General features: G+C 66.5%; 24 protein-coding genes and 2 pseudogenes. 16 read left to right on the plus strand and 10 right to left on the minus strand.

Going from position 1 to position 26,333, the window contains the following annotated elements:
* On the plus strand, window positions 1-146 hold a 146-nt coding region (locus tag HV742_RS06570), incomplete at its 5' end, for an IS3 family transposase (RefSeq protein ID WP_175144720.1).
* 364 nt (window positions 147-510) lie between these two features.
* On the opposite strand, the gene lolA is transcribed toward HV742_RS06570, so the two are convergent.
* The gene (lolA, locus tag HV742_RS06575) at window positions 511-1,146 is read right to left on the minus strand and encodes an outer membrane lipoprotein chaperone LolA (RefSeq protein WP_054417532.1); all 636 of its coding nucleotides are present in this window, start codon (window positions 1,144-1,146) and stop codon (window positions 511-513) included.
* Window positions 1,146-3,524, minus strand: coding sequence for a DNA translocase FtsK (locus HV742_RS06580; RefSeq protein ID WP_104010435.1), 2,379 nt, complete (start codon window positions 3,522-3,524; stop codon window positions 1,146-1,148). The genes lolA and HV742_RS06580 overlap by 1 nt, the downstream gene beginning before the upstream one ends.
* 42 nt (window positions 3,525-3,566) lie before the next feature.
* Here HV742_RS06580 and trxB point away from each other — a divergent pair, with 42 nt between their 5' ends.
* The 3 genes from trxB to HV742_RS06595 are packed head-to-tail and all read left to right on the plus strand — an operon-like array spanning window position 3,567 to window position 5,525.
* Window positions 3,567-4,526, plus strand: a complete 960-nt coding sequence (trxB, locus tag HV742_RS06585; RefSeq protein ID WP_049071784.1) for a thioredoxin-disulfide reductase — start codon at window positions 3,567-3,569, stop codon at window positions 4,524-4,526.
* A complete protein-coding gene (locus HV742_RS06590; protein WP_049071782.1) occupies window positions 4,513-5,199 on the plus strand; it encodes a Smr/MutS family protein in 687 nt (228 codons plus the stop codon). The genes trxB and HV742_RS06590 overlap by 14 nt, the downstream gene beginning before the upstream one ends.
* Complete coding sequence (locus HV742_RS06595) at window positions 5,196-5,525, plus strand: DMT family transporter (RefSeq protein ID WP_049071779.1); 330 nt, start codon at window positions 5,196-5,198, stop codon at window positions 5,523-5,525. The genes HV742_RS06590 and HV742_RS06595 overlap by 4 nt, the downstream gene beginning before the upstream one ends.
* Before the next feature lie 67 nt (window positions 5,526-5,592).
* On the opposite strand, the gene HV742_RS06600 is transcribed toward HV742_RS06595, so the two are convergent.
* A complete protein-coding gene (locus HV742_RS06600; RefSeq protein ID WP_175144721.1) occupies window positions 5,593-7,686 on the minus strand; it encodes a sodium:solute symporter family protein in 2,094 nt (697 codons plus the stop codon).
* A complete protein-coding gene (locus tag HV742_RS06605) occupies window positions 7,686-7,961 on the minus strand; it encodes a DUF4212 domain-containing protein (protein ID WP_049071777.1) in 276 nt (91 codons plus the stop codon). The genes HV742_RS06600 and HV742_RS06605 overlap by 1 nt, the downstream gene beginning before the upstream one ends.
* 735 nt (window positions 7,962-8,696) lie before the next feature.
* Here HV742_RS06605 and kdpF point away from each other — a divergent pair.
* The 9 genes and pseudogenes from kdpF (at window position 8,697) to dapA (ending at window position 19,408) form a co-directional block, all read left to right on the plus strand.
* Window positions 8,697-8,786 carry a K(+)-transporting ATPase subunit F gene (gene kdpF, locus HV742_RS06610; protein WP_035360036.1) on the plus strand — a complete coding sequence of 30 codons (90 nt, stop codon included), beginning with the start codon at window positions 8,697-8,699 and terminating at the stop codon, window positions 8,784-8,786.
* Window positions 8,786-10,582, plus strand: a complete 1,797-nt coding sequence (kdpA, locus tag HV742_RS06615; RefSeq protein WP_175144722.1) for a potassium-transporting ATPase subunit KdpA — start codon at window positions 8,786-8,788, stop codon at window positions 10,580-10,582. The genes kdpF and kdpA overlap by 1 nt, the downstream gene beginning before the upstream one ends.
* 22 nt (window positions 10,583-10,604) lie before the next feature.
* Window positions 10,605-12,764 (plus strand): potassium-transporting ATPase subunit KdpB, encoded by a 2,160-nt coding sequence (kdpB, locus tag HV742_RS06620; RefSeq protein WP_068981334.1) that lies wholly within the window; start codon window positions 10,605-10,607, stop codon window positions 12,762-12,764.
* Between the two features lie 30 nt (window positions 12,765-12,794).
* A complete protein-coding gene (gene kdpC / locus HV742_RS06625) occupies window positions 12,795-13,403 on the plus strand; it encodes a potassium-transporting ATPase subunit KdpC (protein WP_049071772.1) in 609 nt (202 codons plus the stop codon).
* Window positions 13,404-13,454: 51 nt separating this feature from the next.
* Window positions 13,455-16,241, plus strand: a complete 2,787-nt coding sequence (locus tag HV742_RS06630; RefSeq protein ID WP_175144723.1) for a DUF4118 domain-containing protein — start codon at window positions 13,455-13,457, stop codon at window positions 16,239-16,241.
* 9 nt (window positions 16,242-16,250) lie between these two features.
* Window positions 16,251-16,943 carry a two-component system response regulator KdpE gene (gene kdpE, locus HV742_RS06635; RefSeq protein WP_175144724.1) on the plus strand — a complete coding sequence of 231 codons (693 nt, stop codon included), beginning with the start codon at window positions 16,251-16,253 and terminating at the stop codon, window positions 16,941-16,943.
* Window positions 16,944-17,276: 333 nt separating this feature from the next.
* Window positions 17,277-18,039, plus strand: a pseudogene (locus tag HV742_RS06640) (TorF family putative porin).
* 220 nt (window positions 18,040-18,259) lie between these two features.
* Entirely contained in the window at window positions 18,260-18,505 is a 246-nt protein-coding gene (locus HV742_RS06645; protein WP_054419965.1) for a hypothetical protein, read from the plus strand.
* A gap of 3 nt (window positions 18,506-18,508) precedes the next feature.
* The gene (gene dapA, locus HV742_RS06650; RefSeq protein WP_175144725.1) at window positions 18,509-19,408 is read left to right on the plus strand and encodes a 4-hydroxy-tetrahydrodipicolinate synthase; all 900 of its coding nucleotides are present in this window, start codon (window positions 18,509-18,511) and stop codon (window positions 19,406-19,408) included.
* Here dapA and HV742_RS06655 read toward each other — a convergent pair.
* The gene (locus tag HV742_RS06655; RefSeq protein ID WP_175144726.1) at window positions 19,386-20,930 is read right to left on the minus strand and encodes a methyl-accepting chemotaxis protein; all 1,545 of its coding nucleotides are present in this window, start codon (window positions 20,928-20,930) and stop codon (window positions 19,386-19,388) included. The two genes, dapA and HV742_RS06655, sit on opposite strands and share 23 nt — an antisense overlap.
* A gap of 126 nt (window positions 20,931-21,056) precedes the next feature.
* Here HV742_RS06655 and HV742_RS32440 point away from each other — a divergent pair, with 126 nt between their 5' ends.
* Complete coding sequence (locus HV742_RS32440) at window positions 21,057-21,179, plus strand: hypothetical protein (protein ID WP_302478776.1); 123 nt, start codon at window positions 21,057-21,059, stop codon at window positions 21,177-21,179.
* Here HV742_RS32440 and HV742_RS06660 read toward each other — a convergent pair.
* From HV742_RS06660 to icd, 3 genes and pseudogenes are all read right to left on the minus strand, one after another.
* A pseudogene (locus HV742_RS06660) lies at window positions 21,176-21,865 on the minus strand (O-antigen ligase family protein); the annotation flags it as partial. The gene HV742_RS32440 and the pseudogene HV742_RS06660 overlap by 4 nt on opposite strands.
* Before the next feature lie 179 nt (window positions 21,866-22,044).
* Window positions 22,045-22,287: a hypothetical protein gene (locus HV742_RS06665; protein WP_175144728.1), complete on the minus strand. Its 243-nt coding sequence runs from the start codon at window positions 22,285-22,287 to the stop codon at window positions 22,045-22,047.
* Between the two features lie 287 nt (window positions 22,288-22,574).
* Window positions 22,575-23,831: an NADP-dependent isocitrate dehydrogenase gene (icd, locus tag HV742_RS06670; protein WP_049071757.1), complete on the minus strand. Its 1,257-nt coding sequence runs from the start codon at window positions 23,829-23,831 to the stop codon at window positions 22,575-22,577.
* Window positions 23,832-24,036: 205 nt separating this feature from the next.
* Here icd and HV742_RS06675 point away from each other — a divergent pair, with 205 nt between their 5' ends.
* Window positions 24,037-24,462 carry a DUF1841 family protein gene (locus tag HV742_RS06675; protein WP_049071755.1) on the plus strand — a complete coding sequence of 142 codons (426 nt, stop codon included), beginning with the start codon at window positions 24,037-24,039 and terminating at the stop codon, window positions 24,460-24,462.
* Window positions 24,463-24,537: 75 nt separating this feature from the next.
* Here HV742_RS06675 and HV742_RS06680 read toward each other — a convergent pair whose 3' ends face one another.
* Window positions 24,538-24,900 carry a c-type cytochrome gene (locus tag HV742_RS06680; protein ID WP_049071754.1) on the minus strand — a complete coding sequence of 121 codons (363 nt, stop codon included), beginning with the start codon at window positions 24,898-24,900 and terminating at the stop codon, window positions 24,538-24,540.
* Window positions 24,901-24,914: 14 nt separating this feature from the next.
* Window positions 24,915-25,265 (minus strand): c-type cytochrome, encoded by a 351-nt coding sequence (locus HV742_RS06685; RefSeq protein ID WP_049071752.1) that lies wholly within the window; start codon window positions 25,263-25,265, stop codon window positions 24,915-24,917.
* Between the two features lie 178 nt (window positions 25,266-25,443).
* On the opposite strand from HV742_RS06685, the gene HV742_RS06690 reads away from it, so the two are divergent.
* A complete protein-coding gene (locus HV742_RS06690) occupies window positions 25,444-26,325 on the plus strand; it encodes an AAA family ATPase (protein ID WP_054419947.1) in 882 nt (293 codons plus the stop codon).
* Window positions 26,326-26,333: the final 8 nt, after the last annotated feature.

Raw genomic sequence — 26,333 nt, forward strand, 5'->3', positions numbered from 1 at the left:
TCTTCCACCTGAACCGCTTCGAGAGCATCGAGCAACTACAGGCCGGCATCCGCCAATACATCCACTACTACAATCACCACCGCATCAAGCTCAAGCTAAAAGGCCTGAGCCCGGTTCAGTACCGGACCCAGGCCTTCGGACCTTAGCTTTTTACCGTCCAACTTCTTGGGGTCAGTTCACCGCGCGGCCTTTTTTTGCGGGCAACGCAAACCTCTCCCATGCCCCCAAGGTCCAGCAGCGCCACATTTCTCGAAACCGGTAGCCCGGCGCGGGGCGCGCAGGCGGTGAGCGCGCCGTCGATGCGCCCGACGGAATCCGAAGGCAGCCGCCGCAGGCGGCAACGAGGATGAGGATGGGGAAGTCCGGAGCGAACGCTCCGGACCGCAATCGTTGGCGCGCTCACCGCCTGCGCGCCCCGTGACGGGCGGCCTACGAAGCAAGCACCGCACCGACCAACAAAGAAATAATCAAGAACCCAACAGCAACTCAGCACTGACGCCGCCGGACTCCCTACATCTTGACGACATCCACGCCCTTAGGCGCCACAAACCGAAACTCCCCATCGCCAAGCCTGGGATTGGGAACGATCCCGGAAAGATCCACCCGCGTCGTCTGCCCGAACGAATCCAGCAGCTCCACCCGCACCGGCAGATTGTCCTTCATCCCGATATCGACGCGCGAAAACCCCGCATCCGCCGTGCGCGGCTTCGCCCGCAGCCAATCGATGCCATCCTTGGACGGCAACGCCGACACATCGAACGACTGCTCCAACGACCCCGACCCGAACAGAATCGCCGCCGGCGACGTCCCGATGGCCGCATCCACCTTGCGCTCGGTCACCTGCGCCAGATCCGGATCGAACTGGAACACCTGTTTGCCGTCGGAAATCACCAATTGCTCATAGGGCTTCTGCACCGACCACTTGAACTTGCCCGGCCGCTGGAACGAGAACACCCCCGTCTGCGCAGGCTGCGTGCGCCCCTGCGTGCTGACGGTGTACTGCGAAAAAGAGCCAGTCGCCGCCGTCACCGTGCTCACGAACGCGCGCAACTGCTCCTGCGCCGTGGCGGCCACGGCCGCGGTCGGCGCCAACGCCGGGGCCATGCACAGGGCCAGGCCGGCGGCCAGGCCACGAAACGTCTTCATCATGCTTCCTCTCGAGCGGCGGCGGGCACCAGGATCTCCCGGTTGCCATTGGACTGCATCGCCGACACGATACCCGATTGCTCCATCTGTTCCAGTAACCGCGCCGCACGGTTGTAACCAATGCGCAGATGGCGCTGCACCAGCGAGATCGAGGCGCGGCGATGCTTGAGCACCACCTCGCAGGCCTGGTCGTACATCGGGTCCGACTCGGCGTCGCCGCCGATGCCGGTGACGCTGCTGGCGCCTTCGCCGCCGTCACCGTCCAGCCCGCCTTCCAGCAGGCCCTCGACATAATTCGGCTCGCCCTGCGCCTTCAGGCTTTCGACCACGCGGTGCACTTCGTCGTCGCTGACGAAGGCGCCGTGCACACGCACCGGCAGACCGGTGCCCGGGGGCATGTAGAGCATGTCGCCCTGGCCCAGCAGGGTCTCCGCGCCCATCTGGTCGAGAATGGTGCGCGAGTCGATCTTGGACGACACCTGGAACGCGATGCGGGTCGGAATGTTGGCCTTGATCAGGCCTGTGATGACATCCACGCTGGGACGCTGCGTCGCCAGGATCAGGTGGATGCCGGCCGCGCGCGCCTTCTGCGCCAGGCGGGCGATCAGTTCTTCGATCTTCTTGCCGACCACCATCATCAGGTCGGCCAGCTCGTCGATGACCACCACGATGGTGGGCAGCGGCGACAGCGGCTCGGGCTGGTCGGGCGTCAGCGAGAACGGGTTCGGGATCGGCTCCTCGCGCTTGATGGCGTCGCGGATCTTGGTGTTGTAGCCGGCCAGGTTGCGCACGCCCATCTTGCTCATCAGGCGGTAGCGCTTTTCCATCTCGCCCACGCACCAGTTCAGCGCGTTGGCGGCATGGCGCATGTCCGTGACCACCGGCGCCAGCAGGTGCGGAATGCCTTCGTAGACGCTCATTTCGAGCATCTTCGGATCGATCAGGATCAGGCGCGTGTGCGAGGCGTCGGCCTTGTACAGTAGCGACAGGATCATGGCGTTGATCCCGACCGACTTGCCCGACCCGGTGGTGCCCGCCACCAGCAGGTGCGGCATCTTGGCCAGGTCGGCCACCACCGGATTGCCGGCAATGTCCTTGCCCAGCGCCATGGTCACCACAGAATGGCTGGCGTGGTAGGTCTGCGAGCCCAGGATCTCGGACAGCTTGACCACCTGGCGCCGCGGGTTGGGCAATTCCAGGCCCATCAGGTTCTTGCCGGGAATGGTTTCCACCACCCGGATGCTGACCAGGCTGAGCGCGCGCGCCAGGTCCTTGGCCAGATTGACGATCTGGCTGCCCTTGACGCCGGTGGCCGGCTCGATTTCATAACGCGTGATGACCGGACCGGCCTGCGCCGCCACCACGGTGACGGACACGCCGAAGTCGGCCAGCTTCTTTTCGATCAGTCGCGAAGTGAACTCGATGGTCTCGGCCGACACGGTTTCCTGGTTGGCCAGCGGCGGATCCAGCAGGCTGATGGCCGGCAGGTCGCCCTCGCCGCCCGGCGGCGGCGCGAAGAACAGCGACTGCTGCTTTTCCTTCTCGACGCGCTCGGACTTGGGCACCACGGTGATCGCCGGCTCGATACGCACCGGCTGTTCATGCACCAGTTTTTCCTGCTTGGCCACCACCTGCTCGGTGCGCACGGCCTTGGCCACTTCGCCGACCTTGCGGTCTTCGCGCGCGGCGTAGGAATTGCGCACCCGGCGCACCAGGCCTTCGATCCAGCTGCCGACGCGCTCTGCCACGGTCAGCCACGAGAACGAGAAGAACAGGCTCAGGCCGATCGCCAGCATCACCAAAAAGGCCAGGGTGCTGCCGGTGAAGCCGATGCTGCGGCCCATCAGGTCGGCCAGGGTGTGGCCGATGACGCCGCCAGCGCCGCTGGCGCTTTCCGAGGCGCCCGGCAGGTGGGTACCGCGGCTGGCCAGGCGCAGGGCTTCCATGCCCAGCGAGCCGACCAGCAGCAGGAAGAAACCGATGCCCTCTTCCCAGTGGACCCGAGGCAACACCTCAGGCTGCTTACCATTGGTAACACGAAGATGGCTGGCAAGGCGGCGGTAACCCGCCCGCACGCGGTGCAGCAGCAGGATCACCCACCACCAGGCGGAGAAACCGAACAGGTACAGCAGGATGTCCGCCAGGTAGGCGCCCAGGGTCCCGCCCTTGTTGTGGATGACGCCGGCGGGGACGGAATGCGACCAGCCCGGGTCGGCGGCGCTCCAGGTGGCCAGCACCAGGGTGAGCCAGGCCGCCAGGGCGGCGAAGAGGATCCAGCGGGCTTCGCGCAGCAACGCGGAGATACGCGTCTGCAGTGGCGAGGGCCCGTTGCGGGTGTTGCGCGAAGCGCGCGGAGAAGCAGTCGAGATACGCGGCATGCGGCTCATTATAATTGGGCGTTAACCTAAAGATACCCGCCCATGTCCACGCCTACGCACGCTAAAGTTTTGATACTCGGATCCGGCCCCGCCGGTTACACGGCGGCCGTCTATGCGGCACGCGCCAATCTGAGCCCCGTCCTTGTTACAGGTTTGGCCCAAGGCGGCCAGCTGATGACCACCACGGACGTCGACAACTGGCCGGCCGACGCCGACGGCGTGCAGGGTCCGGACCTGATGCAGCGCTTCCAGAAGCACGCCGAGCGCTTCAACACCGAAATGCTGTTCGACCACATCGCCAAGGTCGACCTGTCCAAGCGCCCGTTCACCCTGACCGGCGACACCGGCAAGGTCTACACCTGCGACGCCCTGATCATCGCCACCGGCGCCTCGGCCAAGTACCTGGGCCTGCCGTCCGAAGAGGCCTTCATGGGCCGCGGCGTGTCCGGCTGCGCCACCTGCGACGGCTTCTTCTACCGCAACCAGGACGTGGTCGTGGTCGGCGGCGGCAACACCGCCGTCGAGGAAGCCCTGTACCTGTCCAACATCTGCCGCAAGGTCACCCTGATCCACCGCCGCGACAAGTTCCGCGCCGAGCCGATCCTGGTCGACAAGCTGATGAGCAAGGTCGAAAACGGCAACATGGAACTGAAGCTGTTCCATACGCTGGAAGAAGTGCTGGGCGACGACAGCGGCGTCACTGGCGTGCGCGTGCGCCACGTCGACACCGGCGCCACCGAAGACCTGAAGGCCACCGGCGCCTTCATCGCCATCGGCCACCAGCCCAACACCGAGATCTTCCAGGGTCAGCTCGACATGAAGGACGGCTACATCGTCACCAAGAGCGGCCTGTCCGGCATGGCCACCATGACCTCGGTCCCGGGCGTGTTCGCCGCCGGCGACGTGCAGGACCACGTCTATCGCCAGGCCATCACCAGCGCCGGCACGGGCTGCATGGCCGCCCTGGACGCACAACGGTGGCTGGAGAATGCGGGGCAATAAGGTCGGCGCGGCCGACCTGAAACGCCTCAAGAAAGACCTGCAGGCCGAGCAGGAACGCGCCGCCCTCGCCCAGCGCGTGGCGGCGCTGAAGAAAACCGCGCCGGCGCCCGGCGCGGACACCGATCCGGCCGACGACATGGCCGCGTTCCGGCGCAGCATGCAGACGGTCAAGCCGATCAGGCAGGTCGCGCGCGCCGAGCACAAGCCTGTGCCGCAGCCGGCCCCGGCCCTGCGCCGCGCCAACGCCTTGGGCGAGACCGCCACGCGCGCCGATGCCGGCGTCTCGGACGGTGGCGAAATCACGCACCTGCTATCCGAAGGCGGCACCGCCTTCGTGCGCGGCGACGCCGCGCCCGATACGGCGCGCAACCTGCGCCGCGGCCAGTGGCGGGCGGGCGCCGAGCTCGACCTGCACGGCCTGCGCGTGGAGCAGGCGCGCCACGCCATGCTGTCGTTCCTGGACGAGTGCCAGGAACACGGCATCCGCTGCGTGCGCATCGTGCATGGCAAGGGCTATGGCTCGCAGGGCCTGGAACCGGTGCTGAAAGACAAGGCCCGCACCTGGCTGGTGCAGAAGAACGAGGTGCTGGCATTCTCCGAGGCGCCCGAGCGCGAAGGCGGAGCCGGCGCCCTGCTGGTGCTGCTGCGCCAATCCGAGGGGCCGCGCAAATGAAGTGGCTCTACCTGGGCATCGCCATCGTCGCCGAGATCTTCGCCACCAGCGCCCTGAAAAGCTCCGACGGCTTTTCGCGGCTGGCGCCCTCGGTGGTGACGGTGTTCGGCTACATGATCTCGTTCTACTTCCTGTCGCTGACGCTGCGCGAGGTGCCGGTCGGCATCGCCTACGCCATCTGGTCGGGCGTGGGCATTGTGCTGATCTCCATCGTGGGCGCGCTGTTCTTCAAGCAGCACCTGGACACCCCGGCGCTGATCGGCATCGGCCTGATCATCGCCGGCGTGGTGGTCATGAACGTCTTCTCGAAGTCCGTGTCGCACTGAGCCGTCCCGGGCGCAAGCCCGGGGCCGCCCCTCCTGCTGGTCAGGGCCGCCCTTTCCCCCATCCGCCTCAGGCCGTGCCGTTCTCCGCCGGCGGCTTCGGCGCGCCCGGATGGCGCAGGTAGCCCACCAGCGCCAGCGTGGCGCGGTCGGGCGGCGGCGTCAGCAGCGACACCACGACGATCGTCAGGAACGCCACCGGCGCGCCGAACACGCCGGCCGCGATCGGCTGGATGCCCCACCACAGGTCCACCGGCTGGGTCCGCGAGATCCCCAGCACCCACTCGCGCAGCCACGGATGCGTGTGCGTCATGTAGGCGAAGGTCGCCAGCAGGCCCGCCGCCATGCCGAGCGTGGCGCCCCATTTGTTGGCGCGGCGCCAGAACACGCCCATCACCAGCGCCGGGAAGAACGACGAGGCCGCGAACGAGAACGCCGCCGACACCATGAAGAGAATATCCGCCGGCTTGCGCGCCGCCACCCAGGCCGCGCCGAACGCCACCACCAGCAGGAGGATCTTGGACACCATCACCCGCCGCGCCGCCGACATGCGCGGCGACACCATCCGGTACCACATGTCGTGCGACAGCGAATTGGACAGGGTCAGCAGCAGGCCATCGGCGGTCGACAGCGCGGCCGCCAGGCCGCCCGCCGCCACCAGCCCGGAAATCACATAGGGCAGCCCGCCGATTTCGGGCATGGCCAGCACCACCACATCCGCGCCAATGCTGATCTCGCTGAGCTGCACCACGCCATCGCGGTTGATGTCGGTGACGTCCAGCAGGTTGCTGTCGACCGCGCTCCAGGCGTGGACCCAGTTCGGCAGGCTGAGGAAATTCGACCCCACCACCTGCGTATAGACCTCGTACTTCACCAGCAACGCCAGCGCTGGCGCCATGAAATACAGCAGCAGGATGAACAATAGCGACCAGCACACCGACCGGCGCGCCTCGATCACCGACGAGGTGGTGTACGACCGCATCAGGATGTGCGGCATGCCCGCCGTGCCCAGCATCAGGCACAGCACCAGCGCCAGGAAATTGATGCGCATGTTGCGCCGTTCCTCCGGATCGGAGGACGGGAACGGTTCGGCATGGGGGGTCAGCGGGGCCGCGCGCGCCTCGAAGGTGGCCTTGGCCTGCGACCAGGCAACGCGGGCCTCTTCCACCGTGGGCGGAAACGCCGCCAGTTCGCGCTCGACCGAGCGGATCTCGACCATCGGCGCGTCACTGGCGTTGAGCTGCGCCAGGCGGCTGCGCAGCTTGTCCTTTTCCAGCGCCCAGGATTCCGGCAGGTCGCGCACCCGCTGCGCCATCTCGTCGGCCCGTTCCTGCCACAGGCGGCGCACCTCGATCTCGGCCGGATCGTTCTTCAGGTAGACCTCTTTTTCCGTCACCTCCTGCAGCACCACGCCGGCCGACAGTTGCGGCACCGGCATGTCGGTGTGCTTGATCGACAGCCACACCACCGGCACCAGGTAGGCGATGACCAGGATGATGTACTGCCCCACCTGGGTCCAGGTGACGGCGCGCATGCCGCCCAGGAACGAACAGACCAGCATGCCGCCCAGCGCCACGAAGATGCCCAGCTCGAACGAAATGCCGGTCATGCGCGTGGTGATGATGCCCACGCCGTAGATCTGCGCCACGAGATAGGTGAACGAACAGAGGATGGCGCAGGCCACGCCCGCCAGCCGCGGCAGGTTGCCGCCATAGCGCGCGCCCATGAAATCGGGAATGGTGTATTGGCCGAAACGGCGCAGATAAGGCGCGAGCAGCATCGCCACCAGCACATAGCCGCCCGTCCAGCCCATGATGTAGGCCAACCCGCCATAGCCGGTCAGGTAGAGCGTGCCGGCGACGCCGATGAACGAGGCCACCGACATCCAGTCGGCCGCGGTCGCCATGCCGTTGTAGATGGCCGGCACCCGCCGGCCGGCGACGTAGTATTCAACCTGATCGGAGGTGCGGCAGACAATACCGATGCCCGCGTACAGGCTCACGGTCACCAGCAGGAACACATAGCCGATCCAGTTGCGCGGCAGGCCCAGGATCTCGGCCAGCGCCATCAGCAGAATCATCAGTGCGAAGCCGGCCGTATACAGCACGTAGATACGGCGCAGCCGGATCCGGAATTCCTGCGGGGTGTCTCCGCCGAACGGCATCAGCGGCTCTCCTTGGCCTCGTCCCCGCGTTGGTCGGCGCGGTTCATGATCCGGGCGTAGATGCAGATGATGACGAGGTAGGCCAAAGGCGCGCCATAGGCCGCCATCCAGAACGAGAAGGGCCAGCCGATGAAGTCGAACGACAGGTCGCGGGCGAAATAGGATGGAATGAATGTCAGCGCCGCCCACACGACCGCCAGCACGACGATCAGGCGCACATTGCGGCGCCAATAGCGGGAGGGGATGGGCTCGGGGGAAACGCGGGATTCCGGCATAGCTGGCGTGAGCGAAACCTGAGGAATATCGCGAAACGCGGCGCTTGAAAACCCTGGCTGGATGAAATGCGGGCTTTTTATGCGACAACGGCCGGCACTGCCTGGTGCCAGCCGTTGTGCGTTTTGCTTTTCTTGAGTACTGCTACTTTTTTATGTACCGGTGCCGCCGGTAATTGCCCATGCAGGGCTTTGTCTCCTCACCTGCATGGGAAGAGATTCTGCACCAGATGCGGGAATGTCACACTAGGGGAATGCCCTAATTCGGCGCATTCATTTACATATTCCATGCACCACAGTAGTGCATTTTGGCGTCTCCGTTCTAAATATTGGGATTTTTTCCACCCAAGCCCGCGTTCCGGAAGCTGCCGGCGGCCCCGATTTTGAGCCTGCCTCAACTCCCCGCCGCGCCGCCCGCTTCCGGGCACCCGCGCCGCGCCATCGCGGCGCATGCGTAGACCGGATGATGACAGCGCGTCTTTACGTTCCGTTTACACCCCCCCGCCAAAGCTATACCCCGTTTTTACCCCCCGCTCCGTAACCTGCCGATGTCCTGATTGGTCACTTCGCCCGCGCGGTCCGCATCCCCTTTTGCCGCCCGGGCCCGTCGTTCGAAGGGAGCGCCGCTCCCGGGAGGAAAAACGTGGATGCCATCTATATCGCGATCTTCGCCGTCATGGCCGGGCTGACCTACGCCCTGGTCTCGTTCTGCGAAGCCTTGTCCTCGGGAGAGCAACCATGAGCTGGCTCTACTGGCTGAGCGGCATCACGTCCGCGCTGCTGTTCGTGTACCTGCTGGTCGCGCTGTTCAAACCGGAGAAGTTCTGATGACTGCCGAATTCATCGGACTGCTGGTCGTGTACCTGGCGGTCCTGCTCGCGATCGCGCCCTTTCTCGGGCGCTATATCCGCGTCGCCATGGAAAACGGGCAATCCCGGCTGACCGCCTGGGGCCGCCCGCTGGAACGTGGCATCTACCGGCTGGCGGGCATCGACCCGCAGGCCGAAATGGGCTGGAAGCGCTATGCGCTGGCCGTGCTCGCCTTCAACATCCTGGGCATCGTGGCGGTCTACGCGCTGCAACGCCTGCAGGGCCTGCTGCCGCTGAACCCGGCCGGCATGGGCGCTGTCTCGCCCGATTCCTCGCTCAACACCGCCATCAGCTTCGTCACCAACACCAACTGGCAGGGCTACGGCGGCGAATCGACGATGAGCTACCTGACGCAGATGCTGGCGCTGACGGTGCAGAACTTCGTCTCGGCCGCCACCGGCATCGCGGTGCTGTTCGCGCTGATCCGCGGGCTGGCGCGCCATTGCTCGGCGACGGTGGGCAACTTCTGGGCCGACATGGTGCGCAGCACGTTGTACGTGCTGCTGCCCCTGTCCCTGGTGCTGGCGCTGGCGCTGGTGAGCCAGGGCGTGATCCAGAACGTCAGCCCCTACCAGGACGTGCAGACGGTCGAAGCCCTGCACTATGACCAACCGCGCGTGGACGCCCAGGGTCAGCCGGTGCTCGATGCCAAGGGCCAGCCCGTGACCGACCCCGCGGTCACCCAGACGCAGACGCTGGCCATGGGCCCGGTCGCCTCGCAGGAAGCGATCAAGATGCTGGGCACCAACGGCGGCGGCTTCTTCAACGCCAACTCCGCGCATCCCTATGAAAACCCGACGGCCCTGTCGAACTTCCTGGAGATGCTGGCGATCCTGGCAATCCCGGCGGCGCTGTGCTTCAGCTTCGGCGAAATGGTCGGCAACCGGCGCCAGGGCATCGCCATTCTGGCGGCCATGACGCTGCTGTTCGCCGTGTTCGCCTTGAGCACCGCCTATTTCGAGCAGCAGCCCAATCCGATGACCGCCCAGACCGGCGTCGACAGCGCCATGAGCGCGCTCTCGCCGGGCGGCAACATGGAAGGCAAGGAGACCCGCTTCGGCATCGCCGCCACCTCGCTGTTCGCCACCATCACCACGGCGGCCTCCTGCGGCGCGGTCAACGGCATGCACGATTCGCTCAGCGCCATGGGCGGACTGTCGCCAATGCTGCTGATGCAGCTGGGCGAAGTGGTCTACGGCGGGGTCGGCTCCGGCCTCTACGGCATGCTGGCGTTCGCCATCCTCGGCGTCTTCATCGCCGGGCTGATGATCGGCCGCACCCCCGAGTACCTGGGCAAGAAGATCGAGGCCTACGACATGAAGATGGTCTCTATCGTCATCCTGGCGACGCCGCTGCTGGTGCTCGGCGGCACCGCGCTGGCGGTGTCGGTGACGGCCGGCCAGGCCGGCGTGCTGAACCCAGGCATCCACGGCTTCTCCGAGATCCTGTACGGACTGTCCTCGGCCGCCAACAACAACGGCAGCGCCTTCGCCGGCCTGTCCGCCAACACGCCCTTCTACAACGTGCTGCTGGGCATCGCCATGTGGTTCGGCCGCTTCGCCATCATCGTCGCGGTGCTGGCGATGGCCGGCTCGCTGGCGGCCAAGCGCCGCCTGCCCGCCGGGCCCGGCAGCATGCCGACCACCGGTCCCCTCTTCGTGGTGCTGCTGATCGGCGCGGTGCTGCTGGTGGGCGCCCTGACTTATGTGCCCGCGCTGGCCCTGGGCCCGGTCGCGGAACACCTGCAACCCTGAATGCAACAGGCTAGGAAAGAAAATGGCCAAGATTGATATGCCAACCCAAGGCGCCGGCGGCGGCGCCGCCCGCGCGCCGTCGGCCGCGCCGCTTGAACGCAAGTTCGGCATGTGGTCGGGCGCGCTGGTCGGCCCCGCGCTGCTGGACAGCCTGCGCAAGCTCTCGCCCGCCGCGCAACTGAAGAACCCCGTGATGTTCGTGGTCTACGTGGGCAGCATCCTGACCACCATCCTGTGGATCATGGCGCTGCGCGGCCAGGCCGAGGCGCCCGCGGGCTTCATCCTCGCGATCTCGGTGTGGCTCTGGTTCACGGTGCTGTTCGCCAACTTCGCCGAAGCGCTGGCCGAGGGCCGCGGCAAGCAGCAGGCCGCTACCCTGCGCGGCCTGCGCACCACCATCGATGCGCGCCTGCTCAAGGGTTTCCGCGATGAGGATGCCGCCCGCGCCGAACCCGCACAGTGGCGCAACCAGGCCGTCAAGCAGGCCTCCGGGCTGCTGCGCCGCAATGACGTGGTGCTGGTGGAAGCCGGCGAAACCATCCCGGGCGACGGCCAGGTCATCGCCGGCGTCGCGTCGGTCGATGAAAGCGCCATCACCGGCGAATCGGCGCCGGTCATCCGCGAATCGGGCGGCGACTTCTCGTCCGTCACCGGCGGCACGCGGGTGCTGTCCGACTGGATCTTCGTGCGCATCGCCGCCGATCCGGGCGAGAGTTTCCTGGACCGCATGATCGCCATGGTAGAAGGCGCCAAGCGCCAGAAGACCCCCAACGAACTGGCGCTGACGATCCTGCTGGTCGGCCTGACGGTGGTGTTCCTGCTGGTGGTCGCAACGCTGATGCCGTTCTCGATCTACTCGGTCACGGCCGCTGGCGGCGGCAGCGCCGTCACCGTCACGGTGCTGGTGGCGCTGCTGGTGTGCCTGATCCCCACCACCATCGGCGGGCTGCTGTCGGCCATCGGCGTGGCGGGCATGAGCCGCATGATGGGCGCCAATGTCATCGCCACCTCGGGCCGCGCGGTGGAAGCCGCCGGCGATGTCGACGTGCTGCTGCTGGACAAGACCGGCACCATCACCTTCGGCAACCGCCAGGCCTCGACCTTCCTGCCCGCGCCCGGCGTATCGCCGCGCGAACTGGCGGACGCGGCGCGCCTGGCCTCGCTGGCCGACGAAACGCCCGAAGGCCGCAGCATCGTGGCGCTGGCCGACAAGGCCATCCACGCGCCGGCCGTGCGCGCCGCCGATGCCGAGTACGTGCCCTTCACCGCCCAGACCCGCATGAGCGGCGTCAACCTGAAAGACCGCATGATCCGCAAGGGCGCGGTCGATGCGGTGCGCGCCTGGCTGGCCGAGCAGGACGCCATCGTGCCCGAACAGGTGCTGCGCCTGGCCGAGGACGTGGCGCGCCGCGGCAGCACGCCGCTGATGGTCAGCGACGGCAACCGCGCGCTGGGCGTGGTCGAGCTCAAGGACATCGTCAAGCCCGACATCCAGTCGCGCTTCGCCGAGCTGCGCCGCATGGGCATCAAGACGGTGATGATCACCGGCGACAACAAGCTCACCGCCGCCTCCATCGCCGCCGAAGCGGGCGTCGACGACTTCCTCGCGGAAGCCACGCCGGAAGCCAAGCTCAAGCTGATCCGCGCCTACCAGGGCGAAGGCCGCCTGGTGGCGATGACCGGCGACGGCACCAACGACGCGCCGGCGCTGGCGCAGGCCGACGTTGCGGTGGCGATGAATTCGGGCACCCAGGCCGCCAAGGAAGCGGGCAACATGGTGGACCTGGATTCCAATCCCACCAAGCTCATCGAGATCGTCGAGATCGGCAAGCAGATGCTGATGACGCGCGGCGCGCTCACCACCTTCAGCATCGCCAACGACGTGGCCAAGTACTTCGCCATCATCCCGGCGGCGTTCGCCACGGTGTACCCGCAGTTGAACGTGCTGAACATCATGGGCCTGGCCACGCCGGCCTCGGCCATCCTGTCGGCCGTGATCTTCAACGCGCTCATCATCATCGTGCTGATCCCGCTGGCGCTCAAGGGCGTGCGCTATCGCCCGCTGGGCGCCTCGGTCCTGCTGCGCCGCAATCTGCTGATCTATGGACTGGGCGGCCTGCTGGTGCCGTTCGCCGGCATCAAGCTGGTCGACATGGTGCTGGCCGCCCTGGGCTGGGTCTGACCCGCGCCCGTCACTGGAAAGGAACTCATCATGAAACAAGCTCTTCCCCTGCCGCGCCAAGGCGGCATCCTGCGCCCCGCGCTGGTCGTCTTCGCCGCCCTGTCGCTGGTGACCGGCCTGGCCTACCCCTTCCTGACCACCGGCATCGCCGCCGCCGTGTTCCCGCATGAAGCGTCGGGTTCGCTGATCCGCCAGGGCGACAAGGTGGTCGGCTCGGAATGGATCGGCCAGTCGTTCAGCGCGCCGCAGTACTTCTGGGGCCGGCCGTCGGCCACCTCGCCGATGCCGTACAACGCCGCCAACTCCGGCGGCTCGAACCTGGGCCCGCGCAATCCGGCGCTGGCCGAGGCCGTGCAGGCGCGCATCGCCGCCCTCAAGGCGGCCGACCCCGACAACCCCACCCCGGTGCCGGTGGACCTCATCACTGCCTCGGGCAGCGGCCTGGATCCGCACATCAGTCCCGCCGCCGCGGCCTACCAGGCCGCGCGCGTGGCCCGCGCCCGCCAGCTGCCGCGCGACAAGGTCGACGCGCTGATCGCGGCCAACACCAGCAAGCCCTGGCTGGGCGTGCTGGGCGACCCCGTGGTCAACGTGCTCAAGCTCAATCTGGCGCTGGACCAGCTGGCGCCGGTGAAATGACACGCCGGCGTATAGTATTGCCAGCCGTTCCCCCACTTCACCTGCGCGTTCATGGCTGACAATGCTGGCGAGCGTCCCGATCCGGACGCGCTCTTGAAAGACCTCGACGCTGCCGCGCGCCAGGCGGTGCGCGGCAAGTTGCGGGTCTACTTCGGCTCGTCCGCCGGCGTCGGCAAGACTTACGCCATGCTGGTGGCCGCCCGAGCCCATGCCGCGCAGGGCGCCCGCGTGCTGGCCGGCATCGTCGAAACACACGGCCGCCGCGAAACCGCCGCCCTGCTCGAAGGCCTGGCGGTCCTGCCGCTCAAAGAGGTCGCCTACCGCGGCCACGCGCTCAAGGAATTCGACCTGGATGGCGCGCTGCGGGCGCATCCCGATCTGGTGCTGGTCGACGAACTGGCCCACTCCAACGCGCCCGGTTCGCGCCACGCCAAGCGCTGGCAGGACATTCACGAACTGCTGGCGGCCGGCATCGACGTCTGGACCACGCTCAACGTGCAGCACCTGGACAGCCTCAACGAGGCCGTCGGCAGCATCACCGGCGTGCGGGTCTGGGAAACCGTGCCCGACGAGGTCTTCGACGCCGCCGACGAAGTCATCCTGGTCGACCTGTCGGCCGACGAACTGCTGCGCCGCCTGAAGGAAGGCAAGGTCTACCTGCCCGAGCAGGCGCGCCACGCCACCCGCAACTTCTTCCGCAAGGGCAACCTGATCGCGCTGCGCGAGCTGGCGCTGCGCCGCACCGCCGACCACGTCGACGACGACGTCCAGGCCTATCGCCGCGACCGCGCCATCGAGCCGGTGTGGCGCACGCGCGAAGCGGTGGTGGCCTGCATCGGCCCCGACGCCGACGCCGAATACGTCATCCGCAGCGCCCACCGCCTCAGCCAGCAGCTGGAATGCGACCTGCACGTGGTCACCATCGACGTGCCGCGCGCCGCGCCGCCGCCGCAGGCCGAGCAGGAACGGCTGCAACGCAGCCTGGCGCTGGCCGACTCGCTCGGCGCGCGTTGCGAAACCCTGGCTGGCGGCGACATGGTCGACGCGGTGGTGCGCTACGTGCGCCGCCACAACATCACCAAGGCCATCGTCGGCCGCACCCGCGCCAGCGGCCTGCAGCGCCTGCGGCTGTCGCTGTCGGCCCTGCTGACGGCGGCCATCAGCCCCGGCTGGCTGTGGCGCCGTCACAGCTTCGCCGACATGCTGGCCGCCGGCTGCCCCGAGATCGACATCATCCGCCTGGGCGCCCCGCCCCTGCCCGCCGCCAACGTGCCGGGCCGCGATCCGCTGACGCTCGGCCGCCGCGGTCGCCAGGCGGCCGACGAACGCGGCCCGCTGGCGCTCGCCGGCTATGCCTGGGCCCTCTGCTATTGCGCAGTGGCCACCGCGCTGTCGGCGCTGGCGTTCCCGGCGCTGCACCAGACCAACATCGTCATGCTGTTCCTGCTGGCGGTGGTGGCGGTGGCGCTGCGCCATGGCCGCGGCCCGGCCGCGCTGGCCTCAGTCGTCAGCGTGGGGCTGTTCGACTTCTTCTTCGTGCAGCCGCTGGCCTCGTTCGCCGTGTCGGACGTGCAGTACCTGCTGACCTTCGGCGTACTGCTGGCCGTGGGCCTGTTGATCGGCCAGCTCACCGCCGGGCTGCGCTTGCAGGCTCAGGCCTCGGTCAAGCGCGAGGCCGATGCGCGCAGCCTGTACGAGTTCGCGCGCGAGCTGTCGTCGGCGCTCCTGCCCGAGCAGATCGTCGCGTCCGCCGGCGCCTTCGTGCACGCCACTTTCGGCTCGCGCTGCGCGCTCTACATCCTGGGCCTGGACGACCGCCTCAAGCTGGCCTCGCCCGCCGCCGACGACATGCCGCCGCTGGAGTCGGCGCTGGCCCAATGGGTCTACGACCACGGCCAGCCGGCCGGCGCCGGCACCGCCACGCTGTCCAACAGCGACCTGCTGTACCTGCCGCTGAAGGCGCCGATGCGCACCCGCGGCGTACTGGCGCTGGCGGCGCCGCGCCGCAGCCTGTTCTCGCAGCCCGACTCGCGCCGCCAGATCGAGGCCTACGCCACGCTCATCGCCATCGCCCTGGAGCGCCTGCATTATGTCGAAGTGGCGCAGCAGGCGCTGGTCAGCATGGAATCCGAAAAACTGCGCAACTCGCTGCTGGCCGCGGTTTCGCACGACCTGCGCACGCCGCTCACCAGCCTGGTCGGCATGACCGACACGCTGATGCGGCGCCAGGACGCATTGCCGGCCGACATCCAGGACACCATCCGCGCCATGCGCGACCAGGCACAGCGCATGCACGCGCTGGTCGCCAACCTGCTCGACATGGCGCGGCTGCAGAGCCGCGACACGCCGCTGCGGCTGGAGTGGCAGTCGATCGAGGAACTGGTCGGCGCCTCGCTGGCCGCCATGCGCGAAGCGCTGGCGGCGCATCAGGTCACGGTCGACAGCCTGTCCGGGTTGCCGCTGGTCGAATGCGATGGCGTGCTGATCGAGCGGGTGCTGTGCAACCTGCTGGAGAATGCCGCCAAGTACACCCCGGCCGGCAGCGTCATCCGCCTGCATGCCGCGGCGCAGGACGGCGAGCTGCGCGTCGCGGTCTGCGACAACGGCCCCGGCGTCGCGCCCGGCGCCGAGCGCCGCATCTTCGAGAAATTCACCCGCGGCGAACGCGAATCCGCCACCCCCGGCGTCGGCCTCGGCCTGGCCGTGTGCGAAGCCATCGTCAGCGCGCACCATGGCCGCATCTGGGTCGAACACGCGCCAGGCCAGCCCAGCGGCGCGCAATTCGTCTTCACGCTGCCACTGGGCACGCCGCCCCCGATCCAACCCGAGCCCGCCTGAGCCCACCGCATGTTCGACTTTCAACCTACTGTCCTGATCATCGAGGACGACGCCAATATCCGCCGCTTCGTGCGCCAGGCCCTGGAGAGCGAAGGCTGCGCCGTGTTCGAAGCCGACACTGTCAAGCGCGGCCTGATCGAGGCCGGCACCCGCCAACCCGACGCCGTGGTGCTGGACCTGGGCCTGCCGGACGAGGACGGCATGACCCTGATCCGCGAACTACGCGGCTGGACCGAAGTACCGGTGCTGGTGCTGTCGGCGCGCACCGCCGAGGCCGACAAGGTAGCGGCGCTGGACGCTGGCGCCGACGACTACCTGACCAAGCCGTTCGGCGTCAGCGAACTGCTGGCGCGGCTGCGCGTGCTGCTGCGGCGCCATGCCCGCGGTGGCGCCGGCAGCGCCGCCGAGATCAGCTTCGGCGAGGTGCGCGTGGACTTCGCCAAGCGCGTGGTCGAGCGCGGCGGCCGGCACGTGCACCTGACCGCCATGGAATACCGCCTGCTGGCCGCGCTGCTGGCCCATCGTGGCAAGGTCATGACCCACCGCGAACTGCTGCGCGAGGTCTGGGGCCCGTCGCACGTGGAAAGCAACCACTACCTGCGGATCTACATGGGCCACCTGCGGCAAAAGCTCGAGGCCGATCCGGCGCAACCGGTCTACCTGCTGACCGAGATCGGCGTGGGCTACCGCTTCGCGGGCTGACGTCTCGCGCCGCGCGCAGGCGCTGAGTCAGGCGGAGCGATGGGTTGTATTGACCGGCGTCGTATTGGCCAGCGTCGCATTGCACAGCGTTGTATTACCCAGCGTTGTATTGCCCAGCGTTGTATTGTCTTGCGTTGTATCGCCCTGCGCTGCGCTGCCTTGCGCTGCATTGCCGTACGTTGTACTGCCTTGCGTGGTACTGCCGTGCGGCGCCCGGGCAGGCACGACAAACCGCGCTATTGACGCGCCCTTTACGCGGATCGCGCCACTCTTGTCTCGCCGTTTATGCCGCTTCTCCTATTGTGGCGAACCCGTCCAACACAGGAGAATTCCATGTCCCGCAACACCCTGGCCGCGCTCGCGCTGTTCGCCCTTGCCGCCCCCGTGCACGCCGCCGATGCGCCCACCGCCGGTGAGCCGGCCCCCGAGTACTCGCTGACCGCCAACGTCACCCTGGCCAGCCAGTACCGCTACCGCGGCCTGATGCAGACCAACAACCAGCCCGCGATCCAGGGCGGCTTCGATTTCACGCACGCCAGCGGCCTGTACCTGGGCAACTGGAATTCCAGCATCAGCTGGCTCAACGACAGCAACAGCAAGGTCTCGGCGCCGGTGGAAATGGACTTCTACGGCGGCTACAAGGGCAACCTGGCGCCGAACGTGCCGTTCGACCTGGGCGTGCTGCAGTACTACTACCCCCGGCGACTACCCGTCGGGCTACACCAGCCCCGAAACCACCGAGCTGTATGCCGGCCTGGGCTACGGCCCGGTCCTGTTCAAGTACTCGATCGCGATGACCAACCTGTTCGGCTTCGCCGACAGCAAGTACAGCCAGTACTTCGACCTGAGCGGCAATTTCGACACCGGGGTCTGGGGCCTGACGCTCAACGCCCACGTCGGCCGCCAGACGGTCCGCAACGTCACCGACGGCGCCTACACCGACTGGAAACTGGGTTTGACCAAGGACTTCGGCCAAGGCCTGGCAGTCTCGATCGCCTATATCGACACCAACGCCGACCGTGCCGTCTACACCAACAGCCGCGGCCGCTACATGGGCCGCGCCACCGGCCTGCTGTCGCTGACCAAGACCTTCTGAAACGCCCGGGCGTTGACGCGCTTTTTACGCGTCTCGCCCGCATTTATCGGCAGGTTTTACGGCCCGCTTTCTATAGTGGAATCGTCATCAACCAACCGGATACGCGCGAGCCCGCCCTCACGGCTGCGCCCCCCCGACCGCCATGATTCCCCGCCAAGAACGTAGCACGCACGCCTCGTTTGAACGTCCCGCTCCGGCCCATGCGCCGCAACCCGCGCAGATGGTTTCCCTGACCGTCAGGATCGACACGCTGGACGCCTTGAAGGTCCGGCTGGCCCTGCACCGCGAACTGGGCGAACGGATCGGCGTATACGTGCTGTCGGTGGATCACGCCCATGGCCAGAGCATCCTGCAGCTGCATTGCGACCGCAACCAGGTCGACGCCCTGATGCACGCGGTGATGTGCGGCCTGCCCCAGGCCGAATTCGGCCCGCTGCGCCCCGCGGCCGCCATCACGGTGCAATAAGCCATGGATACCCCGCTCACTCCCGCTTTCGAAGGCCTCTGGCTGCCGATGGTCACGCCGATGCGCGGCGGCTACGTCGATTGCGAAGCCGCCCAGGCGCTGGCGCGCTACTACCGCAACGCGGGCATCGCCGGCCTGGTGCTGTTCGGTTCCACTGGCGAAGGCAACCTGCTCTCCATCCCCGAGAAGATCGAGATGATCGAGGCCATCCGCCGTGATCCGCACGCCCTGCCGCTGGTGTTCGGCGCGGGCGGCGTCGACACGCGCGGCGTGGCAGCCGCCATCCGCCGCCTGGACAAGTACGCGCCCGCGGGCTATCTGGTACCGCCACCGTACTACCTGGGCCCGTCGCAACAGGGCATCCTGTGGCACTACCGGCAGATCGCCTGGGCCACCGAGCGCCCCATCATCCTCTACAACATCCCCAAGCGGACCGGCGTCACCATGACGGTCGAAACCATGGAATCGTTGGCGCTGCTGCCCAACTTCCGCGCCGTCAAGGAATGCAATCCCCCGGTGTTGATGGCACTTAACGCGCGCGGCCACCTGACGGCGCTCTGCGGCGAGGACATGGCGCTGCTCGACCATTTCCTGGCCGGCGGCCTCGGCGCCATTCCCGCGGCCGCGCACCTGTTTCCGGAACGCTTCGTCGAAGTCATGCAGCTGGCGCGCGATGGCCACGCCGAAGCCGCGCGCGAACTGTTCGAGCCCCTGCGCGGCCTGATCCGCCTGCTGTTCGCCGAACCCAACCCGGCGCCAATCAAGCGCGCGCTGGCGCTGCAAGGCCTGATCGCCGACGAGCTGCGCCTGCCCATGACCAGCGCCAGCCGCGAGCTGACCCCGCGCCTGCAACGGGCCATGAGCGTGGTGCAGGGATCACCTAATAGGCTGCAGACAGCTTGAACACGGCCACCGCGCGCGCCAGGTCGTCGGCCTGATCGTGCAGTGTGGACGCCGACGCCGCGAACTCCTCGACCAGCGCGGCGTTCTGCTGTGTCACGCCGTCCAGGTGTGTCACCGCCTGATTGATCTGCTCGATGCCGACACTCTGCTCGGCCGACGCGGTGGCGATCTCGCCCATCAGCGGCGCGCTGGTCGCCGCCGATTGCAGCACGCTGCCCATAGTGGCGCTGGCCTGCTCCACACGCTGGCTGCCGCGTTGGACCGAACCCGACGAGGCCTCGATCAGCGTCTTGATCTCCTTGGCCGCGGTGGCCGAACGCTGCGCCAGCGCCCGTACCTCGCCCGCCACCACCGCAAACCCGCGCCCCTGCTCGCCGGCGCGCGCCGCTTCCACGGCGGCATTGAGCGCCAGGATATTGGTCTGGAAGGCGATCTCGTCGATCAGGCGAATGATCTCGTCGATCCGTTGCGAACTGCGCGATATCTCGCGCATCGCGTCGATCGCATGCTGGGTCTCTTCGCTGCCCTGGCGCGCCAGTTGCGCCGACTCGCCCGCCAGCGCACTCACTTCACGCACGTGATCGGCGCTCTGCTTGGCGGTGGCGGTGATCTGCTCGACACTGGCCGCGGTCTGCTCCAGCGCGGCTGCCTGCTTCTCGGTACGATCGTGCAGGTCCATGCTGCCCGCTGCGATTTGGCGCGAAGCCGCCGCGATCGAACCGGTGGCGTGCACGATGCTGCGCACCGCCACTTCCAGCCGCTCCTGCATCGTTGCCATGGCGCCGAACAGCCGGCCGATCTCGCCCCGATGGTGGCGCGCGATGACGCTGGACAGGTCCCCTTGCGCCACCCGTTCACAGACCGCCACGGCCTCGTCCAAGGGACCGATGATGTGCGAGCGGAAGAATCGCAACGCCACCGCCAGCAGCGCCGCCAGCAGCAGCACCGTCACGCCGCCCTGGCGCCACAGCGTGGCGCTGAAGGCCGCATCGACGTCGTCCACGTACAGCCCGGTGAACATCAGCCAGCGCCATTCCGCGTCGTAGACGGCATAGCTGATCTTGGGCAGGGACTCCTCCGCGCCCGGCCGCGGAAACCGGTACTCGACGAAGCCCCCGCCCTCTCTGCCGCGCTCGTGCAGATTCTCGAAGATGGGCAATCCGCCGCTATCCTTGACCGCGCGCACGTTGGTCCCCAAAAGCTTGGCATCGGGATGCACCAGCAGCGCATAGCCATCGTCGAACACGCCGACGTAGCCGTCCGCGCCGTAGCGCAGTTGCGCCAGCCGCTGCGCCACATTGCGCTTGGCCTGCTCGGCCGACAGCCCCTCGTCGATGGCGCGCTGCTTGCCGTTGCGCACAATGCCGGCGGCCAGGTCCAGCACGTGGCGCAGTTCCGTCTTGCGCCCATCCAGCATCTCGGTCCGCCGCTCCCAGGCATCCCAGCCTCCCAGCGCCAGCACCGCGACCCCGATAGCCAGCACAAACCACAGCAGCTCCCTGCGCAAACTTGAATTCTTCATAGGCCCCCTCTTTCCCGATATCCTTCCGCGCCCGCAACCAAAGACGGCGAAATGTGACGATTTATCTTTGCGTCCGATCAGAATACGAGGGAGCGGCAGGGTTTTCACCGACGAGGCCAAGCCGACTTGATCTACGTCAAACCCTTCAAGCTTTTGCCGCGCAACGTGCGCGCAAAAAAAAAGCAAGGCCATGCAGGCCTTGCTTTTCATAACGCCATGCCGCTCGCAAAAGCGGCCGCGGGCCACTAGCGTCGCGCTGCCAGGCGCTGTTGCGCCAGCCCGGTGCGAGCCGACGTCAACGCATACAACACCACCACCGTCAACGCATAGATCGGCACGCTGCGCATGTTGCGAAACATCATTTCCGACATGCTGAAGACGAAATAGCCCAGGCAGAACAGCAGGCCGATCTGCGATCCGACATGCACCACCGGATCGTCGCTGGCGGAACGGCGCCAGAAGATGGCGGCGGGGATCAGGTACAGCGCGAGGATGCTGAGCAGACCCAGCAGGCCATAACCCGACAGCGCGCCCAACATGTCGTTATGGGGCTCGCCATAGCCGACCGCGACTTCCTCGGTAACCACGCCTTGCTGCTGCAATTTCACCAATTCAGCGCGGAAATTGGGCACCCCCACGCCAACCAGGGGACTTTCCTTGAACATCAGCCAGGATGCTTTCCACAGCTGAATGCGAATTCCCACGGAGGTATCCCGGTCGTGCTGCTCATAACGGTTCAGGTCCGACACCACCTTCTGCCAGCGGCTGTCCTTCGCGTACCAGGACACGGCGGCCACGATCGCCATCGCCACCATCAACCCGCCCAGGAAAACCAGCTTGGTACGCCGCGTCCACTGACGCTTGGTTAGCAAATACACCAACCCGAAGACGACCAGCAACGCCCAACTGCTGCGTGTCTGCGATACCCACAACGCAAGATGCCCAATACCAGACTCATTCCCTATGAACCAACCACATTCATGAATGAACGCGGCAACATCCGCCAGCGAGGGTGACTGCTGGATGGCCAGGCCCGCGTCGGTCAGGCAGGTCCAATCGGGACGTTCGTGTGGCGCCAGGATGAAGACCGGCTCGTATCCCTGGCGTTGCAGCCTCAGACCCAGCTCGACGAAATGCCGCGGCGCCCAGCGACGGGGGGACGCGAGCCGATGTCGGTGCCCGGAAGCGCCAAACCCAAAGCATCGCAGCAATAATCACTGATCTGGTTCAGCTTGACGAAACCTTGCCCAGTAATGACCACGTGCGCGTCGTAATAAAAATAGGATCGCGCATGGTCATGCAAAGCATAGGGCCACCCCACGTGCATCTGCGCGGCGCAATCGTAATCCGCCAGCACGGCCGAAACCTGCCCCCGCGGCAGCGATGGTCGAATGTCAAGACCAGGCAACCAGGAGCGCACGCAGGTTGTAGGCAAAATCGCCGAAAACGGTTACCTAGCGCCCATGCGCCACTAGGTTGTGCACCGTTGCCATCATCAGCAATGCGTCACCAGCGGGGGCGCCATCAACATTGCGATCCGCTTGGCGTTCCAGATTACCGAGATCGGCAGAGAATTTCACCAAAAAAAACCGCAAACCTTACGGAATGCGGTTCTTTGAAAAAAACGGACCAATCTGATTCCGATTACATATTTTCAATCATGACCTGGCCGAAGCCCGAGCATGACACCTGCGTCGCGCCTTCGAGCAGGCGGGCAAAGTCATACGTCACCTTCTTGGACAGGATCGACTTCTCCATGCTGGAGATGATCAGGTCGGCGGCCTCGGTCCAGCCCATGTGGCGCAGCATCATCTCGGCCGACAGGATTTCCGAACCCGGATTCACGTAGTCCTTGCCCGCGTACTTCGGCGCCGTGCCATGAGTGGCCTCGAACATGGCCACCGAGTCCGACAGGTTGGCGCCCGGGGCGATGCCAATGCCGCCAACTTGCGCGGCCAGCGCATCGGAGATGTAGTCGCCATTCAGGTTCAATGTGGCGATCACGTCGTATTCCGCCGGACGCAGCAGGATCTGCTGCAGGAAGGCGTCGGCGATGACGTCCTTGACGATGATCTCGCGGCCCGTCTTGGGATTCTTGAATTTGCACCACGGCCCGCCGTCGATCAGCTGCGCGCCGAACTCCTTCTGCAATAGCGCATAACCCCAATCGCGGAAGCCGCCTTCCGTGAACTTCATGATGTTGCCCTTGTGCACCAGCGTCAGCGAGGTACGGTCGTTGTCGATGACGTATTGCGCCGCCTTGCGCACCAGGCGCTCGGTGCCTTCGCGCGACACCGGCTTGATGCCGATGGACGAGGTGTTGGGGAAACGGATCTTCTTGACCCCGAGCTTGGTCTGCAGGAACTGGATCAGTTCCTTGGCCTGCTCGCTCTCGGCCATGTATTCGATACCCGCGTAGATGTCTTCCGAGTTCTCGCGGAAGATCACCATGTTGGTCTTTTCGGGCTCGCGCACCGGCGAGGGCACGCCCTTGAAATAGGCCACCGGGCGCAGGCAGACGTACAGATCCAGCTGTTGACGCAGCGCCACGTTCAGCGACCGGATGCCGCCGCCGACCGGGGTGGTCAGCGGGCCCTTGATCGACACCACGTAATCCTTGACGACCTCCAGGGTCTCGTCGGGCAGCCACACGTCCGGACCGTAGACCTTGGTGGCCTTCTCGCCGGCATAGACTTCCATCCAGTGGATCTTGCGCTTGCCGCCGTAGGCCTTTTGCACCGCGGCATCGACGACCTTGATCATCACGGGGGTGATGTCCGCGCCCGTGCCGTCGCCCTCGATATAGGGCACGATGGGCTGATCGGGCACGTTCAGCGAGAAATCAGCGTTGACCGTGATCTTCTGGCCCCCAGCGGGCACCTTGATATGTTGATAGGACATGAATGCTCCATTTGCTCCGGGTGGTTTTTCTGCACGCGCGCCGCATCGGCCGGCGTGAGCGCCGCGGGCCGCGTGGCCCCGGCGAAACGCGCACTGGATAGCGGATAGCAACCAATTCTATATCGCATTGGGGCCGCCGGGCGGGCGCGGCGCCGGCGGGCGGTAAAATAAAGCCCTCTCCAGCCCGCATGGCCCCCGTCTGACAATGTTCAACCCATCCCGCGACCAGGTTCGCGAATTCTTCATCGAAACCTGGCGCAAGCACCGCGCCAACGAGGTCCTGACCCCACTGGAGGCCATGGCCCTGGACTGGGTCATCGAGCATCCGGAATACCATGGCGACCTCGAAAACCCCGAGGCCATGACCACCGAATACGCGGTGGAAAAGGGTCGCACCAATCCGTTCCTGCACCTGTCGATGCACCTGGCCATCGCCGAGCAGTTGTCCATCGATCACCCGCCGGGCATCCGCAACGCGTACCAGCGCCTGGTGGCGCGCAGCGACGCGCACCAGGCCGCGCACGAGATCATGGAATGCCTGGGACGGGTGGTATGGGAAGCCCAGCGCCTGGGCACGCCGCTGGACAGCGACACCTACATCGACCTGATCCGCCAGCGCGCCGAACGATAGCCGGCCGCGCGACGCGAGCGCCCAAGGAAAAACCCTCGGCGAACCGAGGGTTTTTTGCATGCGGGGCAAACAGCGCTATTTGCGCACGCCCAGGTCGCTAGGCAACGATGCCAACCAGGCCGCGACGTTGCTGATGTCCTGGTCCGACAATTGGGTGGCGAAAGCGCCCATGATGGGGTTCTTGCGCACGTTGGCCGTGGCCGCGCTGCCCGAGGCGCCGCGGCGGTAGGCCTTGAGCGCATGCACCAGATAGTCGGCGTGCTGGCCGGCCAGCGTCGGGTAGGCCGGATCGACCGCCGTCTTGGCGTCGGCGCCATGGCACGACGCGCAGTTGAATTTCTCGAAGACAGCCTTGCCGGCCATCAGGTCCTGGGCCTGGGCAGCCGCGCCCGAAATGGCCAACGTCGCGCCCGCGAGGGCAAGCATGATGCGGTTCATGTGATTGCCCCCTGTCATTTGAGATTCGAGTAGTACGCGGCCAGATCGGCGATGTCCTGGTCGGACAGGCTGCCGGCGATGGCGTCCATCGTGGGATGGCTGCGCGCGCCTTTCTTGTACTCGTTGAGGGCGGTTTCGATGTATTTGGCGTTCTGGCCGGCAATCATCGGGACGTGGTAAAGCTCGGGAAAGGTCGCCTTGTAGCCTTCGATGCCGTGGCAACCGATGCACATGGAGACCTTGTCGCGGGCATTCTGGACGTTGCCGACCGGCGCCGCGTCCGCGGCGGCCGCCTGGCCGGCGATCGCACAGGAGGCCAGGGTCAGCAGGGAAACCGTGTACTTCAGAGAGAATCGCAACTTCATTGGGATGGCTCTTCTTGGTATGGCTTGAGGACTAGGGCCTGCTCACACGGAAAGGCCCCCGGCAAACACGTTGCGGGTCGAACCCAGCTGCAAAACCGCCTGATTGTACGATAATTGTCTAGGATTAATACCCGAAAATGGCCTTGATCCCCATCAACCCCGAGAAGTCCGCCGATCCATGTCCGCTGCCCAGACCGCTCCTTCCGCACCGCAAACACGCTTCGATGGCACCGACCGATACGTCGCCACCGATGACCTCAAGCTCGCCGTCAACGCCGCGCTGACACTGCAGCGCCCGCTGCTGATCAAGGGCGAACCCGGCACCGGCAAGACCATGCTGGCCGAGGAAGTGGCGCGCGCGCTGGGCCGTCCCTTGCTGCAATGGCACATCAAGTCCACCACCAAGGCGCATCAGGGTCTTTACGAATACGACGCGGTGTCGCGCCTGCGCGACTCGCAGCTCGGCGACGAAAAGGTCCGCGACATCCGCAACTACATCGTGCAGGGCACGCTGTGGCAGGCCTTCGACGCCGAGCAGCCGGTGGTGCTGCTGATCGACGAAATCGACAAGGCCGACATCGAATTCCCCAACGACCTGCTGCGCGAACTCGACCGCATGGAATTCCATGTGTACGAAACGCGCCAGACCATCGCCGCGCGCCACCGGCCGCTGGTCATCATCACCTCCAACAACGAGAAGGACCTGCCCGACGCCTTCCTGCGCCGCTGCTTCTTCCACTACATCCGTTTCCCCGACCGCGAGACCATGCGCGACATCGTCGCGGTGCATTTCCCCGAACTCAAGCAGGACGTGCTGCGCGCGGCGCTCGACACCTTCTTCAGCCTGCGCGACGCGCCCGGCCTGAAGAAAAAGCCGTCGACCTCCGAACTGCTGGACTGGCTGCGCCTGCTGCTGGCCGAGGACGTCAGCGCGGCGCAGATCGACGCGCACACCGCCACGGCGGTGCCGCTGATGGCTGGCGCCCTGCTCAAGAACGAACAGGACGTGCACCTGCTGGAACGGCTCGCCGCCATGACCCGCGGCACCCAGCGCCGCTGACGCCCTCC

The sequence above is a fragment of the Achromobacter ruhlandii genome (genome assembly GCF_902859695.1).
Classification (GTDB): domain Bacteria; phylum Pseudomonadota; class Gammaproteobacteria; order Burkholderiales; family Burkholderiaceae_B; genus Achromobacter; species Achromobacter ruhlandii.

Bases quoted from the DNA above. Each gene is read 5' to 3' on its own strand.
- kdpF (WP_035360036.1), top strand. From the start codon at position 8,697: ATGAGCTGGCTCTACTGGCTGAGCGGCATCACGTCCGCGCTGCTGTTC.
- kdpB (WP_068981334.1), top strand. From the start codon at position 10,605: ATGGCCAAGATTGATATGCCAACCCAAGGCGCCGGCGGCGGCGCCGCC.
- HV742_RS06690 (WP_054419947.1), top strand. From the start codon at position 25,444: ATGTCCGCTGCCCAGACCGCTCCTTCCGCACCGCAAACACGCTTCGAT.
- kdpC (WP_049071772.1), top strand. From the start codon at position 12,795: ATGAAACAAGCTCTTCCCCTGCCGCGCCAAGGCGGCATCCTGCGCCCC.
- HV742_RS06600 (WP_175144721.1), bottom strand. From the start codon at position 7,686: ATGCCGTTCGGCGGAGACACCCCGCAGGAATTCCGGATCCGGCTGCGC.
- HV742_RS06605 (WP_049071777.1), bottom strand. From the start codon at position 7,961: ATGCCGGAATCCCGCGTTTCCCCCGAGCCCATCCCCTCCCGCTATTGG.
- HV742_RS06580 (WP_104010435.1), bottom strand. From the start codon at position 3,524: ATGCCGCGTATCTCGACTGCTTCTCCGCGCGCTTCGCGCAACACCCGC.
- lolA (WP_054417532.1), bottom strand. From the start codon at position 1,146: ATGAAGACGTTTCGTGGCCTGGCCGCCGGCCTGGCCCTGTGCATGGCC.
- trxB (WP_049071784.1), top strand. From the start codon at position 3,567: ATGTCCACGCCTACGCACGCTAAAGTTTTGATACTCGGATCCGGCCCC.
- kdpE (WP_175144724.1), top strand. From the start codon at position 16,251: ATGTTCGACTTTCAACCTACTGTCCTGATCATCGAGGACGACGCCAAT.
- HV742_RS06645 (WP_054419965.1), top strand. From the start codon at position 18,260: ATGGTTTCCCTGACCGTCAGGATCGACACGCTGGACGCCTTGAAGGTC.
- HV742_RS06655 (WP_175144726.1), bottom strand. From the start codon at position 20,930: ATGAAGAATTCAAGTTTGCGCAGGGAGCTGCTGTGGTTTGTGCTGGCT.
- HV742_RS06685 (WP_049071752.1), bottom strand. From the start codon at position 25,265: ATGAAGTTGCGATTCTCTCTGAAGTACACGGTTTCCCTGCTGACCCTG.
- HV742_RS06590 (WP_049071782.1), top strand. From the start codon at position 4,513: ATGCGGGGCAATAAGGTCGGCGCGGCCGACCTGAAACGCCTCAAGAAA.
- kdpA (WP_175144722.1), top strand. From the start codon at position 8,786: ATGACTGCCGAATTCATCGGACTGCTGGTCGTGTACCTGGCGGTCCTG.
- HV742_RS06630 (WP_175144723.1), top strand. From the start codon at position 13,455: ATGGCTGACAATGCTGGCGAGCGTCCCGATCCGGACGCGCTCTTGAAA.
- dapA (WP_175144725.1), top strand. From the start codon at position 18,509: ATGGATACCCCGCTCACTCCCGCTTTCGAAGGCCTCTGGCTGCCGATG.
- HV742_RS06675 (WP_049071755.1), top strand. From the start codon at position 24,037: ATGTTCAACCCATCCCGCGACCAGGTTCGCGAATTCTTCATCGAAACC.
- HV742_RS06595 (WP_049071779.1), top strand. From the start codon at position 5,196: ATGAAGTGGCTCTACCTGGGCATCGCCATCGTCGCCGAGATCTTCGCC.
- HV742_RS06680 (WP_049071754.1), bottom strand. From the start codon at position 24,900: ATGAACCGCATCATGCTTGCCCTCGCGGGCGCGACGTTGGCCATTTCG.
- icd (WP_049071757.1), bottom strand. From the start codon at position 23,831: ATGTCCTATCAACATATCAAGGTGCCCGCTGGGGGCCAGAAGATCACG.